We start from the raw sequence: 16886 nt of genomic DNA on the forward strand, positions 1-16886 counted from the left end.
GATTAGAGTTCGGCGCGCGTGCCGACCCACAACCCATCCCGGGCTCGAGTCATCGCGACGTAGAGCTCCCGCCGGTCGAGGTCGCGCCGCTCGCGATCGGTCTCGGACACGGACGCAGGGGGAGCACCCGTTGCCAAGAGCGCGGGCTCGACACGGGCGAGAAGCACCTGCTTGAATTCGAGCCCCTTCGCCCGCTTGACGGTGCCGATCTTGACGGCATCCACGGGGCGTCCGTCGTATCGATCCAGAGGCATGACGGGAATGCCTGCGGCGACCAGCGCCTCCTTGGTCTTGTTGACCTGCCAATGGGTGGCCGCCAGTACGCCGACGTCGCCCCAGGACGTGCCGACGAGCTTCACGACGTCGCGTACACGCCACACGAGCGCGGCGTCGTGCGCTGGCCAAGAACTGAAGCGGTTCAGGGTGGGGGCGGGGCCACTGCGGGTGACGGTCTCGACACCATCTAGTCGCTGCCCCGAGCCCTCGATGTCGGTGTACTCATCGCCCGCCACGGCCCCGTTGGCGAACGCGAGGATCTCGGCGGTGTTGCGGTGGTTCACATCGAGGACGACGCCACGGCCGCTGAGCGAGATCCCCACCTCGGAGAGGGTGTAGCCGCCCGGGTAGATGGTCTGCTGGCCGTCCCCGATCAGGGTGAGCCCGTCGGGCCGATCGCCCACCAGGGAATGCAGGAGCGAGACCATGGCGCAGGTCAAGTCTTGCGCTTCGTCGACGATGACGGCCCCATAGCGCTCGAGTGGATTCGCTCGCAGGCTGTCGCGAGCCATGAGGATGACATCGGGGAAGTCGTGGGCGTTGCGCCGGCGCAATCCCTGTTCGTACCGCTCGAAGAGAGACCAGACGTCACGGCGCTGTTCGACCGTCAGCCGAAGCCGGCGACCGATGCGGGCGAGGTCGGCATATTGCTCGAAGGTCCGGATGCCCCGACCCTTGATGACATGGTCGATCTCCTCGCGCCAGTACCGGGAGGTGGTGCCCGACGCGTCGAGAGCCCCACCGCGCGTGCGCGCGTCCCAGGCCTCGGTGTACGCGGAGTCAGCCGCCTTCGTGTCGAGTCGGACCGCGCACCCGCGCTGGGCGAGCAGGTCGAGGGCGAAGCCGTAGATACCGCGGAAGTCGACCGAGTCCGTTGTGTCTGGCGCCAGGCGGCCCAGGAGCTTGTTCAGCACATCGGGCAAAGTACGAACGAATGTCGTGAAGAGGACGCGCGTGTTGCCGCTGCGCGCAAGATACGCAGCACGGTGCAGGCCGACGACCGTCTTGCCGGTGCCCGCCGACCCACGAATGCGAGCAGGACCGTTGAAGCTGCGGCGCACCAGCTTGGCTTGAGCCGGGTCGAGGAAGGACATCCACTCCTCGATGGGCGCAGCAAGGATGCTCTCCAAGAGAGCGGCGTCCACCTCGTCCGCCGTGGTGAGGTCGACATTCGCGAGCGGCTCGTCCACGCGTGACGCGATCGGCTCGGGCACCGTCACGTCGATTCCGACCGGTGCGCCGAGAACGGGGAAGTGATCGAGGACGCGACGCAGCACGAGTTCTACCTGCGCCGACGTCAACCTAGAACCGGGCGATGCGAGGTGACGGAGTGCGTCACGCTCACCGATGACGGTGACCGGGCCCACCGCCTCCTTGATTCCTTTCTGGCCAGCCAGCACCGCGACGGCGTGCACCTCCGTGGGCGCGAGGCCGACCTCGGCCAGGATGCTCTCCGTGTTGTAGGCGAGATCGGCCAGGGGTGCGAGGTCTTCGGTGACGTCTGCCTGCCCTCGGAAGATCCGTCCGCCGTCGAGCGACACCTCTCGCCACGCTTTCGTATCGACGATGTGCACCCCCGAGGGACCGACGACGATCAGGTCGACCTGCGCGCTGCGGCTACCGGGCCAGGCGCGGTCGGGCAGGAGGTGGTACCCCAGGGCGCTGAGGGGCGCGAGCTCGGAGGCCACACGCTTCTCCGTGACGCCTGCGACAGCAAAGCGGGCGGCTCGATCGCGAGCCAGAGCGGCTTCCCGCTCATGGGCCTCTGCGAGGGCTCGTTGTCGCCACGCCTCGTCTTCGGCGGACTTACCCGCTGCGGCCATGACTAATACGCCATCGTCGGGACGAGGGTCGCCAAGGCTTCTTCGCCCACGATCGGGATGCCGTACTGTCTCGCCTTCTGGGCCTTACCCGAGAGGCTGTCCGGATCGGCAGACACGAGCAGGGTGGTCTTCTTCGTGATGCCGGGCTTGACGACGAGACCCCTCGCCGTGAGCCGCTGCTCGATGACCTCCCGAGGTTCGGACATCTCGCCGGTCAAGACGACGAGATCGCCGGGCGCGAGTCGGGCAGCAGCGGGCGGGGGCGTTGCTTCGCGGGCAGCCAGCGCCTGGTCCGCTCGCGGGTCGAGCGCCGCCGTTCGGAGTTGCTGCTCGATGTCGAGCATGATGCCGACTGATTCGATATCGCTGCGCTCGCCGGCGGTCAGGATGCCGTCCGCCCACGCCGCGTCGACGAGGCCGTCGAAGTATTCGTGATGGAGCTCGGTGCGACGCGCGGGGCCCACACCGATTGCCTCGCCCAGGGCCCGGAGCTCGTCGGATTCGGAGACGGACAGGAACCCGTCCGACAGGGCGCGGTCGAGCATCGCGAGGTAATCGAGCTCTCGGCCGGATCCGGCGACGGGTCGGAGACGGTCGGTCGTGCGCTCGAGGAAGGACGTCGTGCCGGGCCCGCCGAAACGCGACATCGAGGAGGCGCGAGGCGAGTCAGCCCCGCCGGTTGCGCCCCGGCGTCGGGGAACCCAGGCCGTCGCCGACGTTGCTGCGCCCGCCGGCGGCCAGGCGGCCCTCGCCGCGTAGTCACCCCACTGGCCCCACCACGATGCCTGGTCGCGCCCGAGATCGAGATACGCGGCGAGCAGATGCGCCGTCGCGCGGGCATCGGCGAGGGCCTCGTGAGCGTCGACGAGCGGGATGTCGAAGGCAGCACAGCAGTCCGCGAGCTTTCGGCCCGAGCCAGGGAGGTACGTCGTCGCGAGCTTCATGGTGCAGAGGGCGCCCTCGTCAGCTATGGGCGAGACCATGCCCAATCGGGTGAGCTCGGCGCGGAGGAAGGTCGCCTCGAAGCGCGAATTATGAGCGACGAGGACGCGCCCCCGGAGGTGATCGATGAACTGGTCGGCGACGTCGGCGAAAGTCGGCCCGTCTTTCACATCGGCGCCCCGCAGCTGATGGATGTGGGTCGGTCCGAGGTCACGGCCCGGATTGACGACCGTCTCGAAGGAGTCCTCGATGGTGCCATCGGGAGCGACATGGACGATGCCGATCTCGATCACCCGGTGGTGATGCTGAGGTGACAGTCCAGTCGTCTCGAAGTCGATGACGGCGTAGCCGTTGTGTGCCATGTCGTTCCCCTACGTACTGACTGACCTTGCTCGCGGATACGCCCCTGACGGCGGTTCCATGAACCATGCTCACATGCGGTTGTGCCGGAACGGCAGGTTCTCAGCTACCCAGTTGTGGGGGCAGAAACGCTCTTGCTGATGCCGCTGAGGTGACCGGCGCCGTGTCCAAACGTGCGACTGCGGTCGCCTGGGTGGTCAGCGGCACCCGATGGTGTGTCGGCCCGCTTGCGCGAAACTTTAGTTCTGCTCTCGTTGAGTGCGAGCCCCTCTGGAACCGTCAGCGGCCCAGGAACACCGATTTAGCGGGGGACTGACTACCCGTTAGCGCTCGTCGGTGAGGAAGGAGACGGCGCTCTCGCTCACGATGGGAATGCCGTACTCACGCGCCCTGCGGGCTTTGCGTGAGAGGCTGTCGACGTCTGCAGCGACGAGCAGTGCTGTTCGTTTCGTCACGATGGGTTCGACGACGAATCCCGCGTGGATCAATAGTTCTTCGATGCGATCCCGGGGCTCCGCCATGACGCCGGTCAAAACGATGACGTCCCCGGGTGAGGCGCGGAAGCGCCGTTGAGCACCTGCACGCCTCGCGCCAGTCGCCGTTAAATCGACAACCGGGACATGGGCTTGTGAGCCATTTCTGGCGTCTCGTCGTTTAGCTTGAGTTGGTGCTGATCGAGCCGTGATGAGGTGACGCGCAATTTGCTCGACGATAGCCACTGGCTGCTCACCAAATCGCTCGCGTGCCTTGGGGATTAGCCACTCGAGCGCCTGTTCGGTCAGTGGTTTGTCGTCTTGCCTCCTGGTCGCGTGCGAACGGACGGCCTGTCTCTGCGGGGGTGCAATGCGCGGGGAGCCCTCTCGCCGCCGCGGCATCCATTCAGCCTGCGCGCGACGACTCGCCTTGGGCCAGACTGCGCTCTCCGCAAGGACCGCATAATCTCGCCACCACGCAGCATCATGGCGGCCCATGCGCCGGTACTCACCGAATAGCAATGCCGTTGCACGCGCATCAGCCAAGGCCTCGTGGGCATCTTCTAAAGGAATACCCAGCGCTGAACAGCAGGCAGCCAGTTTCGTGCCGCAGCCTGGAAGGTGGGTTCGGGCTAGCTTCATCGTGCAGATGGCGTGTGAGTCTTCAATAGGTGAGTCGATGCCGAGACGACCTAGTTCTGCACGGAGAAAGGTCGTCTCGAAGCGAGCGTTATGCGCCACGAGGACACGGCCTCGAAGGTGCTCGATGAGTTGGCCGGCAATCGCTTCGAAGGGCGGTGCGTCGTTCACGTCCGCACCACGAAGACCGTGCAAGTGAGTGGGGCCCAAATCGCGGCCCGGATTGATGACGGTCTCGAACTCGCGCTCGATAATGCCGTCTGGCGAGACGTGCACGAGCCCCACTTCGATAACACGGTGGTGATGCTGCGGCGAGAACCCGGTGGTCTCGAAGTCGATAACGGCGAAGCCCTTGGGCGCCATGCGTGCCCTTCAGTCGCTCTTCTGCCAGCGGCGGGCGCGTTCGGCCAGCTTGCTGGTGACTGCTACGGATACGGATTTCGCCCGATCCAACGTCTCGTCACCCAGCCGCCTGGCGGCGTCGACGCCGTCCTCGCCCCGGTCGATGGCCTTGTCGCGCATCTCGACGACTGCCGTGGCCCAGCGCTTAGCTTCCTGCATGTCGTGGGAGTTCTCGATGCCGAGGCCGTCCTGGAAGCGGGTGATCGCAGAACCGGCGTTGTTACTCGAGCGGACGATGGCAGCCGAGGCAATGGGGTGCAACAACACCTTCGACGTCGCAAGCCCGGCTGCTGCTTCGAGTCGATCCACCAGCAGTTCGGTTCGTTGCGTGATCACTTCGAGGCGTTTACTTCGAGCCGCCGCGAGGCCGACTCGGTGACGGTCGAGGTCATCTGGAGAAGCATCGAGGACACGATCGAGCTCAAGCACGGAAAGAGCATCTTGCAACTGGAAGCAGCGAGCCAAGACGGCGAACCACTCCTGGGCTTTCGACTCGACTTCGCGCGTCGCCTCCTCGAGTTCCGAGATCTTTTTCTTCTCGAGTTTGTCTGCGAGAGCGTCCAGTTGGCGGAGGGCATAGACCTGCGTGCGCGCGACAGTCGTCGACGTGGTGTGAACCTTCGACCACGTGATCTCGGACACCCGACCGACTTCACCGCGAATCGTCATGGCTCCGTCGATGACGAGGTCGACTCCGACCATGTCTGCCAGCACCGCGTCCTTTTGTGCCCGCAGGACATCGTCGACCTTCGCGTCGATCTCCGCGAGATAGTCGCTGATCTCATCCATCTGTTGTTGCATCGCGATCTGGGACATCAGGCCGGCGGCACCGGCCAACATGGCCGGGTTCGTCAAAGTGCCCACCCCACCGCGGCTGAACTGGATGAGGCCCTTGATCTTGCCGTTCTCCGTGAGGACACCACGGCTCAGGCCCTTGCCGGTGCCTTTCATGACGCCGTACTTGTTCATGGCCGCAGCGGACTCCTTGGTCAGCTTCACCCACCGGCCGGAGTTTTCCATGATCTTGGCACCAGCTTCGAGTGCCCCGGACGCGACGAGAGACGGCTTTACTCGCCCCAGGCCAAGGTCTCGCGACTGGAGCCCCTCGGCAGCGAGGAACCGGTCGACGGCGTCCGGTGGCCCCACGATGGCAATGCCTTCTCCGTCGCTGATCATTTCGATGTCGTCACTCATGTGGTGCCTCCGGGGCATCAACGCGGGCACCCTCGTGTGGGCGGTCGCGGGTCGGTTTGAGTTGACATTAGTTCACATGTGACTCGCGGCATGCTCGGGCGTCCCTCGCGATCTGTCATGATCGCCAAATGGACGAGACCGTCGGCGATTTGGGCCGTGCCGATACGCCCGAGACGACAGGAACGGTGGCCTTGCCTCGCGAATGGAATCGGGCGGAACTGAAACGGCTTGGCTTCACGGGTTTCGTATCACTCATCGGCATGGACCGATCCGTGCTGCCGCGTGAGCATGGGGTCTATGTCGTGCTCCACGAGAGTGGAGAGCGCCCACGGTTTCTCGCCACCAACGTCGTCACGAAGCGGCTGCCCTATGACCCCGCTCAACTCGAGAAGAAATGGCTAACGGGTCGTTCCGTCGTCTACATCGGCAAAGCCGAAGGGATTCGAGGACTGCACGCCAGAGTCGGTGCATTCAGTCGCCAAGCAGAAAACCACTCGGGTGGCCGAGCGCTGTGGCAGCTCGACTCCGCCGCTGACCTCCTGGTGGCGTGGTTGGAGACACCGGGAGTATCGGCACTGAAGGTCGAGCAGACGTACCTGCAGGCGTTCAAGGCTGAGCACGGCGGTTACCCGTTCGCGAACCGACGGGGCTGACGACAGCCGCGCTGACGACGACGCAGCGCATCGACGTCTCACGTCTCGACGTCAGCGTGCGAGGTGTTCGCCGATCTCTTCGAACGTGCGCTCCTGGTGAGCGATGCGACGCTGGCGCTCTTCCGGATCGGGGTGGAAGAGGGCTTGCCTCCCCGGATGAATCGTTGCGTGAACCGAGAAACGTTGGGTGATGCGGGGTCCGATCACGGCGGCCCGCCGCCAAGCTTTTTCTGCGTCCCGGCCCTGGAGGAGGACGACGTCGATTTCCGGTGTGAGTTCGAGTAGCTCAAGGAGAACCCGTGCCCCCGCCGTCGACTGCTCTGCGTTGGGGGCGGCGTCGATGTACCACGGGTACGCATTCCATGGCAGGACGGACCTGGCCGGGATGCCGTTGAGGTCGAAGAGTCGAGCCATCCGCTCGGCTGTCGGGTCGTCGTTCTCTACGCTGATGAATCCGGAGCCCGTGCCGAGCTGCGTCTTCGGGCCTGGATCGCGCAGGATGCTGATAACGCGTGCATCGACGCCACCGTGGTGAGGCGGCACGTAGGGAACCCAGCCGCGTCCGTCACGATCCTGGATGGTGTTCACGAAGTCGTTGATCGGCGCCACGTGCGGTGCGGTGAATGCTCCTGCGCTCTGCGCAGCATGAAACGCGGGGTCGGCCATCTGTCGAGGCATGCCGTGAACCTACCAAGGCGACGTGCATGACCGGGGCGACCCGCGCCTCCTAGGGGGTCATCGGGCGGAGGTCCGCGAGAGAACGCGACCAGGCGACCTCGCGGGCGAGCTGGCCGGTGGCGCGGAAGAGCTGAACCTGGTGGGTGTCGGGGAGGGCCGCGGCGAGGGCGTCGCGGTCGGCGGGGGAGAAGCCGAGCTTCTGCCAGAAGGGGCCGGAGCGGAGGGAGAAGAGCCAGGCGTGGCCGGCTCCGTTCGCCGCAGCGTCGGCCAGGGCGTGACGGGCGAGGCGAGAGCCGGCGCCGCGCGTGCGGACGTCCGGCGCGACGGCGACACTGCGGACGAGGGCGTGCGTGCCGTCGGCGCTGAGCTCGTAGCCGGTGCTACCGACGACCGTGCCGGCGGCGTCGCGGTCGACCCACAGCCGGAGGCGCGGCGACGGGGAGTCGAGACCGGCGAGCGTGAGGTCGGCGGCGGCGAGGAAGGCGCGGAGGTCGGCACGAGCGTCGACATCGGTCGGGGCGACGGGGACGAGGGGCATGACGCCATTCTTCCTGCGGGCGGCGATGCCGACAGTTGTCGACGCCGCCGCCCACACCGAGCAGGCCGTCGCGCGCCTCCTCGTCATCGCCCTGCTCTAGCTGACGAACATGCTCGCCCCTGGCCGGGCCTCAGGCTGCTGCACTGGTTTCACGCGGGGGCGTCTCCGCAATCGCCGGCTCGGGCGCGGGCGCCGCGCGGCCGGGAAGCAGCATCGAGACGCACGCGGCGACAGCCGTCATGCCGATCGCCCACCAGAACGCCTGCTGGAACGCGAGTGCCGGATCGCCCCCGGCCACGGCGCCCGCGAGCACCACCGCGAGGACGGCCGTGCCGAACGCTCCGCCCAGCTGCTGCGACAGGCGGGTGATCGTGCTCGCGTGCGGCATGTCCGGCTTGTCCAGGCCGACGAAGCCGACGGCCATGATGGGGATCATCACCGCTCCGAGACCGAACCCGCGGACCACGAGGACAGCGGAGATCCACCACACGCTGGTGCCTCCGTCGGCGAACGCGAACGGGACGGTGGCCAGCAGCACGACCGCAAAGCCGAGCACCGCGACGGTGCGCGCACCGATCCGATCGGTGAGACGGCCCGCCAGCGATCGGCTGAGCAGCGACCCGACACCCTGCGGGATGAGCAGCAGTCCCGCCCCGAGGGCATCCGTTCCGCGGAGGTCCTGGAACGACAGGGGGAGCAGCAGCATGCCACCGTAGAGCGCCGCCCCGAGCAGGAACATGAGCCCCGAGGCCGCCGCGAGCGGACGATGCGACAGGAGTCGCAGGTCGACGAGCGCCGTGTGCTTCCGCCGCCTCGCCCACAGGACGAACGCGATGAGCAGGGCGACGCCTGCGGCCAACGGGGCCCACGCGTCGAGTTGGGCGAAGCCGTCGTCACCGCCCGCGTTGCTGAGGCCGAAGAGCACCCCGACGACCGCGGGCGACAGCAGCGCGAGCCCCACCACATCGAGCTTCGCGGTGCCGACCGGACCGTCGGCGGGGATGAAGCGCCACGCCAGGATCAGCCCGGCGACGACGAACGGCACGTTGACCCAGAACAGCCAGGGCCAGTGGCCGGCGCCGAGGAGGAGCCCGCCGATGACCGGCCCGAGGATCGGGCCGAGCGCCGTGGGCAGCGAGGCGACGGCCATCACGCGACCGAGCGAGCGTCCGTTCGCCGCCTGCATGAGCAGGGTCGTCAGCAGCGGCATCATCGCACCGGCGCCCACGCCCTGGACGACGCGGAACGCGATGAGGCTGGGGGCGTCCCAGGCCAGGGAGCAGAGGACGCTACCGATCAGGAAGACGACGAGCGACGCCATCCAGAGACGCCGGCCTCCGATCCTGTTCTGTAGCCAACCAACCAGAGGGACCGTGACGCCCATCGCGAGCAGGTAGGCGGTGCTGACCCACTGGATGGTGTCGAGGCTTGCGTTCAGGTCGCCGGCGAGGGTGTGCAGGGCGACGCTCACGATCGTCGAGTCGAACAGCGGTGCCATCGCGCCGACGACCAGGGCGATGGCGAGTCGAGTGAGATTCTTGTCCATGACTTCCTTAGATACTCGTGCGTTTCTTATTGGCGCCACCGTACGACGACGGGATAAGATACGCAAGTGGATCTTGCAAAGACGCGCCGGCGAGGGGCGGAGCTCGACGAGGCGCTCCTCGACGCGGCCTGGGCCGAGCTCGAACAGGTCGGGTATCAGTCGTTCGGCTACGACGGGGTGGCTGCGCGGGCGGGGACGTCGAAACCGGTGCTCTATCGGCGTTGGCCGGCGAAGGTGGATCTCGTCCTGGCAGCCCTGCAACACGGCGGTCTCTTCACTCGCCGTGAGTTGGCCGATACAGGTGCGCTCCGTGACGACATCCTCGCCACCCTCCGCGACTTCAACGCGGCCCGCTCGGGCTTCATAGCCGCCATCAGTGTCTACATGGCCGGTATCTACGCCGACAGCGGCCTCTCGCCCGCCGAACTACGCACGCGCCTCCTCGTCGGGAGCTCGGACATCGGGCGACGCCTGCTCGAACGGGCGGCGGAGCGGGGCGAGATCCCGGTCCGCGACTGGCCGTCGGGTCTCGCGAACCTCCCGGCCGACCTCGTCCGTCACGACCTCGTCATGACCCTCAAGCCGATCCCTGAGGCGCGCATCCTCGAGATCGTGGACGACCTCTGGTTGCCTCTGGTTCGGTAGTCGCGTGCAACCGACTGCGAGGTGACGCGGCCGTCTTCCGCGTCGGGCACCGCGGGGGAGCTCAGGCGCTGGCGCGCCAGGTGATCTGGGTGGGCAAGATGAGGCTGCGCTCGAAGTCGGCGCCCGCGAGCTGGTCGAGCACCTGCTGCGCGGCCTCGCGACCGAGGCTCTCGGCCGGCTGGTGCACCGTCGACAGGGCCGGCGTGCAGCGGAGCGCCCACGAGCTGTCGTCGAAGCCGATCACCCCGATGTCGTCGGGCACGCGGACACCTCGCCGCTGGAGGACGTCCATGGCGCCGGCGGCCACCGCATCGGAGGCCGCGAAGAGACCGTCGATCGACGGCTCGCGGGCGAGCAGCTGCTCCATGCCCTCGGCCCCGGCGGCGTAGCTGTAGAACGGGTGCCGCACGACGAGGTCGGGGTCGAACGCATCGCCCAGCGCCGCCGTGAAACCGGCCAGTCGGTCGAGACCCGAGTCGCGGTCGAGACCGGACGCGAGCATGCCGATCCGTGTGCGGCCCGTCTCCCTCAACCTCGTCACGATGGCCTCGGCGGCCGCCTTGTTGTCGATGCCGATGTAGGGGATATCGGGCGCATCGGACGGATGGCCGACCATGGACGCGGGCAGGCGGAGCTCGGCGATGGCCGCCGAGATCGGGTCGCCGGTGCGGGCGGACAGGACGATCGCCCCGTCGACGAAACCGCCGCGCAGGTATTCGACGACCCGATCGCTGTCCCGCTGCGAGTCGATCATCAGGGTGACGAGCTGGTAGTCGGCACCCGAGAGCACGGCGTTCGTCCCGATCAGGATGTTGCCGATGTTGGGGTCGTCCAGCACGAGCGAGTGGGGCTCGTGGATGATCAGGGCGATCGCCCGCGAGCGCTGCGTCACGAGGTTCCGCGCTGCCGCGTTACGCACGTAGCCGACCTTGGCCACCGCCTCCTGCACGGCCTTGCGCGCCGTCTCGGAGACGTACGGCTCGTTGTTCAGCACCCTCGACACGGTGCCGCGCGAGATGCCCGCCTCCGCCGCGACGTCATGGATCGTGCTGCGGCGGCCCCCTGTTCGTCGACCGGCCATACGGTCACTGTAGTGGAGCCCGAACCGGCTGTGAGACGGTCTCGCCATTGCCGCGTTTGACATTCGGCCAGGAATCGACTTCACTCTGTGAACGTTCCCGGAAAGTCGCTCTCATCACGTTTGACGACGCTCTGTGAACGATCACAGATTTTATCTTGTGAACCTTCACAGACGAGGGCCGCCCGGTCGATCGTCGCGGAGGGACACCCGACGACGAAGCCGAGGCCCCGTGTTCACCCAGCTGCACCCGCAGACCCAGACGACCGCCCTGGGTCTCGGCACCGAGGGGCTCGTCTTCGGCTGCGACTACAACCCCGAGCAGTGGACCTACGACACCTGGGTCGAGGACGTCGCCCTGATGCGCGAGGCCGGTGTCAACCTCGTCGCGATCAACATCTTCGGCTGGTCGCACATCGAGCCGTCCCCGGGCCAGTACCGCTTCGACGACCTCGACACGATCATCGACCTGCTGCACTCGCAGGGCATCGGTGTGAACCTCGGCACCGGCACGGCGTCTCCGCCGCCGTGGCTGACGACCCGGTACCCGGAGGCGCTGCCCCAGGCCGCCGACGTAACGACGCGTTGGCCGGGCGGTCGCCAGGCCTACTGCCCGAGCTCGCCCGTGTTCCGCGACCTCGCGCTCCGGCTCGTCCGGGCCACGGCGGAGCGCTACGGCGATCACCCGGCCGTCCGGCTCTGGCATGTCTCGAACGAGCTCGGCTGCCACAACGCCCTCTGCTATTGCGACCAGTCGGCCGCGGCCTTCCGTCGCTGGCTCGAGAACCGCTACGGCGCCATCGAGTCCCTCAACGCCGCCTGGGGGACCGCCTTCTGGAGTCAGCGCTACTCGACCTGGTCCGAGATCCAGCCCCCGCGCACGACGCTCTCGTTCACTAACCCGATGCAGACGATCGACTTCCACCGCTTCAGCTCGGACGAACAGCTCGCCCAGTACCGGGCCGAGGCCGAGGTCGTCCGGCAGGCGAGCTCGATCCCGGTGACGACCAACTTCATGGTCACGGCCCACATCGAGAACCTCGACTACTGGAGCTGGGCCGACGACATGGACGTCATCGCCAACGACCACTACCTGGACCACCGTCTGGATCGCCCTCACGTCGAGTTGTCCCTGGCCGCCGACACCACCCGAGGCCTCGCACAGGGGGAGCCGTGGCTGCTCATGGAGCACTCGACGAGCGCCGTCAACTGGCAGCCGCGCAACCTCGCCAAGAAGCCGGGCGAGATGGTCCGCAACACCCTTACCCACATCGCTCGCGGTGCCGACGGCGTCTGCTTCTTCCAGTGGCGCGCCTCCGTGAAGGGCTCCGAGAAGTTCCACTCGGCGCTGATGCCGCACGCCGGCACGCAGTCGCGGGTGTGGGACGAGTCGGTCCGCCTCGGCGCGCTCGTCGGCCGGCTCGGCGAGCTGAAGGGGTCCCGGATCGTCGCGGACGTGGCCCTCGTCTTCAGCTGGGAGAACCGGTGGGCGGCCGACCTCGACGCTCACCCCACCTCCGACTTCTCGTACCTCGACCAGGTGCACCGGCTCTACGGCGCCCTCTGGGACCTCGGCATCACGGTGGACGTCGTCGCCCCCGGTGCTCCGCTCGACGGGTACTCGCTCGTGGTCGTGCCGAGCCTCTACCTCGTCCGCGATTCCGAAGCCGAGGTCGTCGACTCCTTCGTCGCGCAGGGCGGCACCGCCCTGGTCACGTTCTTCAGCGGCATCGTCGACGAGACCGACGGCGTCCGCCCGGGCGGCTACCCGGGCGCCTTCCGCCGGATGCTCGGCGTGCGCGCCGACGAGTTCTCGCCTCTCGCGGAGGGGCGCGTCGTCGCCCTGTCCGACGGCTCGACGGGCTCGCTCTGGTCCGAGCCGCTCGAGCTGCACGGTGCCGAGACCGTCACGAGCTACGCCGACGGCCCGCTCGCCGGCCACCCCGCGGTGACGACGAACCGCCACGGGCAAGGGCACGCCTGGTACGTCTCCACCGTCCTGGAGCCCGCCTCGCTCGCGACCCTCGTCGACAGCGTCGCGACGTCCGCCGGCGTCACGCGGTCGCGCCGGGTCGACCCCGCGCACGACACGACGACCGACTCAGGGACCGGGCACGACGTCGAGATCGTGCGCCGCACCTCCGGCGATCAGGACTGGGTCTTCGTGCTCAACCACACGGACGAGGCGATCGCCCACGACATCGAGGGCTACGACCTCGTCACCGAGACGGCCCTGAGCGGCCGCGTCGAGCTCGCCGCGGGCGGCACCCACGTCATCCGTCAGAACAGGAAGGCATCATGACTGTCATCGCACCCCGCCGGCGTCGGGCGGCGGCCTCGCCGTCCGAGCCGAAGCCCCGAGGCGGGTTCCGCTACCGCAAGGCGATCGCCATCTTCGTCCTGCCGTTCGGCCTGCTCTTCACCGCCTTCTACCTCGTCCCGATCATCTACGCGCTGTTCCAGTCCCTGCTCAAGATCCAGCGACAGGGCACCTTCGGGGCGCCGACCGAGGTCTTCGGCGGGCTGAGCCAGTACGTGCTGGTGTTCCAGGACACCGAGTTCTGGTCGTCGATCTTCCGCGTCCTGCTGTTCGGCGTCGTCCAGGTCCCCGTCATGCTCGGGATGGCGCTGCTCTTCGCGCTGCTGCTCGACTCGCCGCTGCTGCGGGGCAAGCGGTTCTTCCGACTCGCCTTCTTCGCGCCCTACGCCGTGCCCGGTGTGATCGCCGCCATCATGTGGGGCTACCTCTACTCGCCGCGCCTCTCGCCGTTCACGTTCGTGACGGGCAACGTCGACCTGCTCGGCGGCAGCGGAATCCTCTGGTCGATCGCCAACGTCGTGACCTGGGTCTACGTCGGCTACAACATGCTGATCATCTACTCGTCGCTCTTGGCCATCCCGACCGAGATCTACGAGGCCGCCCGCCTCGACGGGGCGTCGCAGTGGCGCATCGCGGTGTCGATCAAGATCCCGCTCGTCGTCCCCGCCCTGATCCTGACGGCCGTCTTCTCCGTCATCGGCACCCTGCAGCTGCTCACCGAGCCCCTCGTCTTCCGTCAGTTCACGTCGACCATCTCGTCGACGTTCACGCCCAACATGCTCGTGTACTCGACGTCGTCGGTGCCGAACTTCAACCTCGCGGCCGCGTTCAGCGTCGTGCTCGCGGTAGCCACGTTCATCCTGTCGATCGGGTTCCTCCGCTTGACCCAGAGGAAGGCCGACCAGTGAGCGTCGACACCCCCGTCCGCCCCGCCGCCGCGTTCGACGACGCGACGACCCCTCGCCCGCAGCGCGGGCGCGGCCCCCGCGAGAGCATGCTGTCGCGCTCCGCCGCCATGCTGATCATGGGCGTCTTCACGCTGTACTTCTTGATCCCGATCTTCTGGCTGCTGGTGTCGTCGACCAAGACGCTCGGCAACTTCAACAGCACGGCCGCCCTCTGGTTCACGCCCACCTCGCTGCAGGACGGCCTGACGAACCTCGGCAACCTGTTCACGTACGACGACGGCGTCTTCCCGCGGTGGATGCTCAACAGCATCGTCTACGCCGGCGTCGCCGGCGCGATCGGGACGGTGCTCGCCGCGATGTGCGGCTACGCCCTCGCGAAGTACAAGTTCTGGGGTCGAGAGGCGTTGTTCAACGTCTTCCTCGGCGGGGTGCTCGTCCCCGCGACGGCCCTGGCGCTGCCCCTCTTCCTGATCTTCAGCAAGGTGCAGCTGACGGACTCGTTCTGGGCCGTCTTCCTGCCGAGCATCGTGAGCCCGTTCGGCGTCTACCTGAGCCGCATCTACGCCGCGTCCAGCGTGCCGGACGAGATCATCGAAGCCGCACGCATCGACGGGTCGAGTGAGATCCGCACCTTCTTCACGGTCGCCGTCCGACTCATGTCGCCGGCCCTCGTCACGGTGTTCCTGTTCCAGTTCGTCGCGATCTGGAACAACTTCTTCCTGCCGCTCGTGATGCTCCGCACCCAGTCGCTCTTCCCGGTCACGCTCGGCCTCTACACGTGGAACTCGAACGTGAGCCAGTACCCCGAGCTCCGCACGCTCGTGCTCGTCGGCGCATTCGTCTCGATCATCCCCCTGCTCATCGCGTTCCTGAGCCTGCAGAGGTTCTGGCGCAGCGGACTCGGCGCCGGCGGTCTCAAGTAGACCCGCGCCTCCTCGTCCCCCCTTCGACCTACCGACCGCACCACCCCGTTCCAAGGCAACAACGTCGTTCCCTCGCGCCGGGTCGCCCCGACCCGCGCAGCACCCCGATTGGAAATCACATGAAGAAAACGAAACTGGTCACCGTCGCGGCGGCCGCCCTCGCGACGACCATCGCGCTCGCCGGCTGCAGCGCCGGCTCGGGCGGATCGGACTCCGCGAGCAGCGCCTCCTGCACCCCCTCGTCCGACAAGGTGACGCTGAACTTCACCACGTGGGTGCCCAACATGGACAAGGTGGTGGACGTCTGGAACAAGGCGAACCCCGACATCCAGGTCAAGGTGTCGATCGTCCCGAACGGCAACAGCGGCACGTACAAGAACTTCTTCAACCAGCTCAAGGCCGGCAACGCGCCCGACATCGGACAGGTCGAGTACGACACGCTGCCCGCGTTCCGGGTCCAGGACGGGCTCGCGAACATCGCTGCGTGCCCCGGCATCTCGGACGCGAAGGCCGACTTCTCCGACGGCCTGTGGAACCAGGTGACCTTCGGCGAGTCGGACGCCGTCTACGCCCTGCCCCAGGACTCCGGCCCCATGGCCCTCTACTACCGCAAGGACCTCTTCGAGCAGGCCGGCATCCCCGTGCCCACGACGTGGGCCGAGTACGCGGCGGCCGCCGAGAAGATCAAGGGCCTCGGCGGCAACATCACGAACTTCGCCAAGGGCGACGTCAACCAGTTCGCAGGTCTCGTCTCGCAGGCCGGCGGACAGTGGTTCTCGACGAAGGACGGCACCTGGGACGTCGACCTGACCTCGTCGGCCTCGACCAAGGTCGCCGACTACTGGCAGGACCTCATCTCGAAGGGCCTCGTCAACACCCTGCCGAGCTTCTCCGACGAGTGGAACAACGCCTACGACACCGGCCAGGACTGGACCTGGGTCTCCGCCGTCTGGGGCGCCAACACGATCTCGAGCGGCGCGCCGACCACGAGCGGCAAGTGGGCCGTGGCCCCGATGCCGCAGTGGAACGCCGGTGAGACGGCGGCCGCGGCGTGGGGCGGCTCGTCGAGCGTCGTCTTCAAGGGCAGCAAGCACCCCGCCGAGGCGGCGAAGTTCCTCACCTGGCTGAACACCGACAAGACGGCCCTCGCCGACCTCAACAAGGAGGCCAACCTGTACCCGGCCTCGACCACCGGCGCCGACCTGCCCGCGCTCACCGAGGGCGTCGAGTTCTACGGCAACCAGGCGATCTACAAGGAGTTCGCCACGGCGGCCCAGAACATCAAGCCCTTCACCTGGGGCCCGACCATGACGCAGACCTACAGCGACGTCTCGGACGGCTTCGGCTCCGCCACGACGGGCTCGGGCACGCTCGCCTCGGCGCTCGCCGACGGCCAGACGAAGACGATCGCCGCCCTCAAGGCGCAGTCGATCCCCGTCAAGTAGCCCCCTCCCGCCGAACGCAGCAGCAACGGCCGCAGCCGAGACG

At 67.5% G+C, this 16886-nt stretch carries 14 protein-coding genes and 1 pseudogene; 6 read left to right on the top strand and 9 right to left on the bottom strand.

Annotated features, from left to right (window positions below; translation table 11 throughout):
- Positions 1–2: 2 nt before the first annotated feature.
- The 5 genes and pseudogenes from ACPEEZ_RS06090 to ACPEEZ_RS06110 form a co-directional block, all read right to left on the bottom strand.
- On the bottom strand, positions 3–1496 hold the full coding sequence (locus tag ACPEEZ_RS06090) for a UvrD-helicase domain-containing protein (protein WP_423924195.1): 1494 nt from the start codon (positions 1494–1496) through the stop codon (positions 3–5).
- A 234-nt stretch (positions 1497–1730) separates the two neighbouring features.
- Positions 1731–2099: pseudogene (locus tag ACPEEZ_RS06095) on the bottom strand (nuclease-related domain-containing protein); the annotation flags it as partial.
- Positions 2100–2101: 2 nt separating this feature from the next.
- A complete protein-coding gene (locus ACPEEZ_RS06100; RefSeq protein WP_423923799.1) occupies positions 2102–3403 on the bottom strand; it encodes an exonuclease domain-containing protein in 1302 nt (433 codons plus the stop codon).
- Positions 3404–3724: 321 nt separating this feature from the next.
- Positions 3725–4876 (bottom strand): exonuclease domain-containing protein, encoded by a 1152-nt coding sequence (locus tag ACPEEZ_RS06105; RefSeq protein ID WP_423923801.1) that lies wholly within the window; start codon positions 4874–4876, stop codon positions 3725–3727.
- Between the two features lie 9 nt (positions 4877–4885).
- Positions 4886–6109: a hypothetical protein gene (locus ACPEEZ_RS06110; protein WP_423923803.1), complete on the bottom strand. Its 1224-nt coding sequence runs from the start codon at positions 6107–6109 to the stop codon at positions 4886–4888.
- A 128-nt stretch (positions 6110–6237) separates the two neighbouring features.
- Here ACPEEZ_RS06110 and ACPEEZ_RS06115 point away from each other — a divergent pair, with 128 nt between their 5' ends.
- Positions 6238–6762 (top strand): hypothetical protein, encoded by a 525-nt coding sequence (locus ACPEEZ_RS06115; RefSeq protein WP_423923805.1) that lies wholly within the window; start codon positions 6238–6240, stop codon positions 6760–6762.
- Positions 6763–6813: 51 nt separating this feature from the next.
- On the opposite strand, the gene ACPEEZ_RS06120 is transcribed toward ACPEEZ_RS06115, so the two are convergent.
- The 3 genes from ACPEEZ_RS06120 to ACPEEZ_RS06130 all read right to left on the bottom strand — a co-directional run bounded on the left by ACPEEZ_RS06120 (position 6814) and on the right by ACPEEZ_RS06130 (position 9524).
- The gene (locus ACPEEZ_RS06120) at positions 6814–7440 is read right to left on the bottom strand and encodes a uracil-DNA glycosylase (protein ID WP_423923807.1); all 627 of its coding nucleotides are present in this window, start codon (positions 7438–7440) and stop codon (positions 6814–6816) included.
- Between the two features lie 49 nt (positions 7441–7489).
- Entirely contained in the window at positions 7490–7978 is a 489-nt protein-coding gene (locus tag ACPEEZ_RS06125) for a GNAT family N-acetyltransferase (protein ID WP_423923809.1), read from the bottom strand.
- A 130-nt stretch (positions 7979–8108) separates the two neighbouring features.
- Positions 8109–9524 carry an MDR family MFS transporter gene (locus tag ACPEEZ_RS06130; RefSeq protein WP_423923811.1) on the bottom strand — a complete coding sequence of 472 codons (1416 nt, stop codon included), beginning with the start codon at positions 9522–9524 and terminating at the stop codon, positions 8109–8111.
- A gap of 66 nt (positions 9525–9590) precedes the next feature.
- Here ACPEEZ_RS06130 and ACPEEZ_RS06135 point away from each other — a divergent pair, with 66 nt between their 5' ends.
- Positions 9591–10169, top strand: coding sequence for a TetR/AcrR family transcriptional regulator (locus tag ACPEEZ_RS06135; RefSeq protein WP_423923813.1), 579 nt, complete (start codon positions 9591–9593; stop codon positions 10167–10169).
- Between the two features lie 61 nt (positions 10170–10230).
- Here ACPEEZ_RS06135 and ACPEEZ_RS06140 read toward each other — a convergent pair whose 3' ends face one another.
- Entirely contained in the window at positions 10231–11250 is a 1020-nt protein-coding gene (locus ACPEEZ_RS06140; RefSeq protein WP_423923815.1) for a LacI family DNA-binding transcriptional regulator, read from the bottom strand.
- 229 nt (positions 11251–11479) lie between these two features.
- Between ACPEEZ_RS06140 and ACPEEZ_RS06145 the strand changes: the two genes are divergently transcribed.
- The 4 genes from ACPEEZ_RS06145 to ACPEEZ_RS06160 all read left to right on the top strand — a co-directional run bounded on the left by ACPEEZ_RS06145 (position 11480) and on the right by ACPEEZ_RS06160 (position 16843).
- On the top strand, positions 11480–13549 hold the full coding sequence (locus ACPEEZ_RS06145; protein ID WP_423923817.1) for a beta-galactosidase: 2070 nt from the start codon (positions 11480–11482) through the stop codon (positions 13547–13549).
- A complete protein-coding gene (locus ACPEEZ_RS06150; RefSeq protein WP_423923819.1) occupies positions 13546–14475 on the top strand; it encodes a carbohydrate ABC transporter permease in 930 nt (309 codons plus the stop codon). The genes ACPEEZ_RS06145 and ACPEEZ_RS06150 overlap by 4 nt, the downstream gene beginning before the upstream one ends.
- A gap of 86 nt (positions 14476–14561) precedes the next feature.
- A complete protein-coding gene (locus ACPEEZ_RS06155) occupies positions 14562–15398 on the top strand; it encodes a carbohydrate ABC transporter permease (RefSeq protein ID WP_423924196.1) in 837 nt (278 codons plus the stop codon).
- A 119-nt stretch (positions 15399–15517) separates the two neighbouring features.
- Complete coding sequence (locus ACPEEZ_RS06160) at positions 15518–16843, top strand: ABC transporter substrate-binding protein (RefSeq protein ID WP_423923821.1); 1326 nt, start codon at positions 15518–15520, stop codon at positions 16841–16843.
- Positions 16844–16886 lie beyond the last annotated feature (43 nt).

The organism is Frigoribacterium sp. 2-23 (genome assembly GCF_049601585.1).
GTDB lineage: Bacteria > Actinomycetota > Actinomycetes > Actinomycetales > Microbacteriaceae > Frigoribacterium.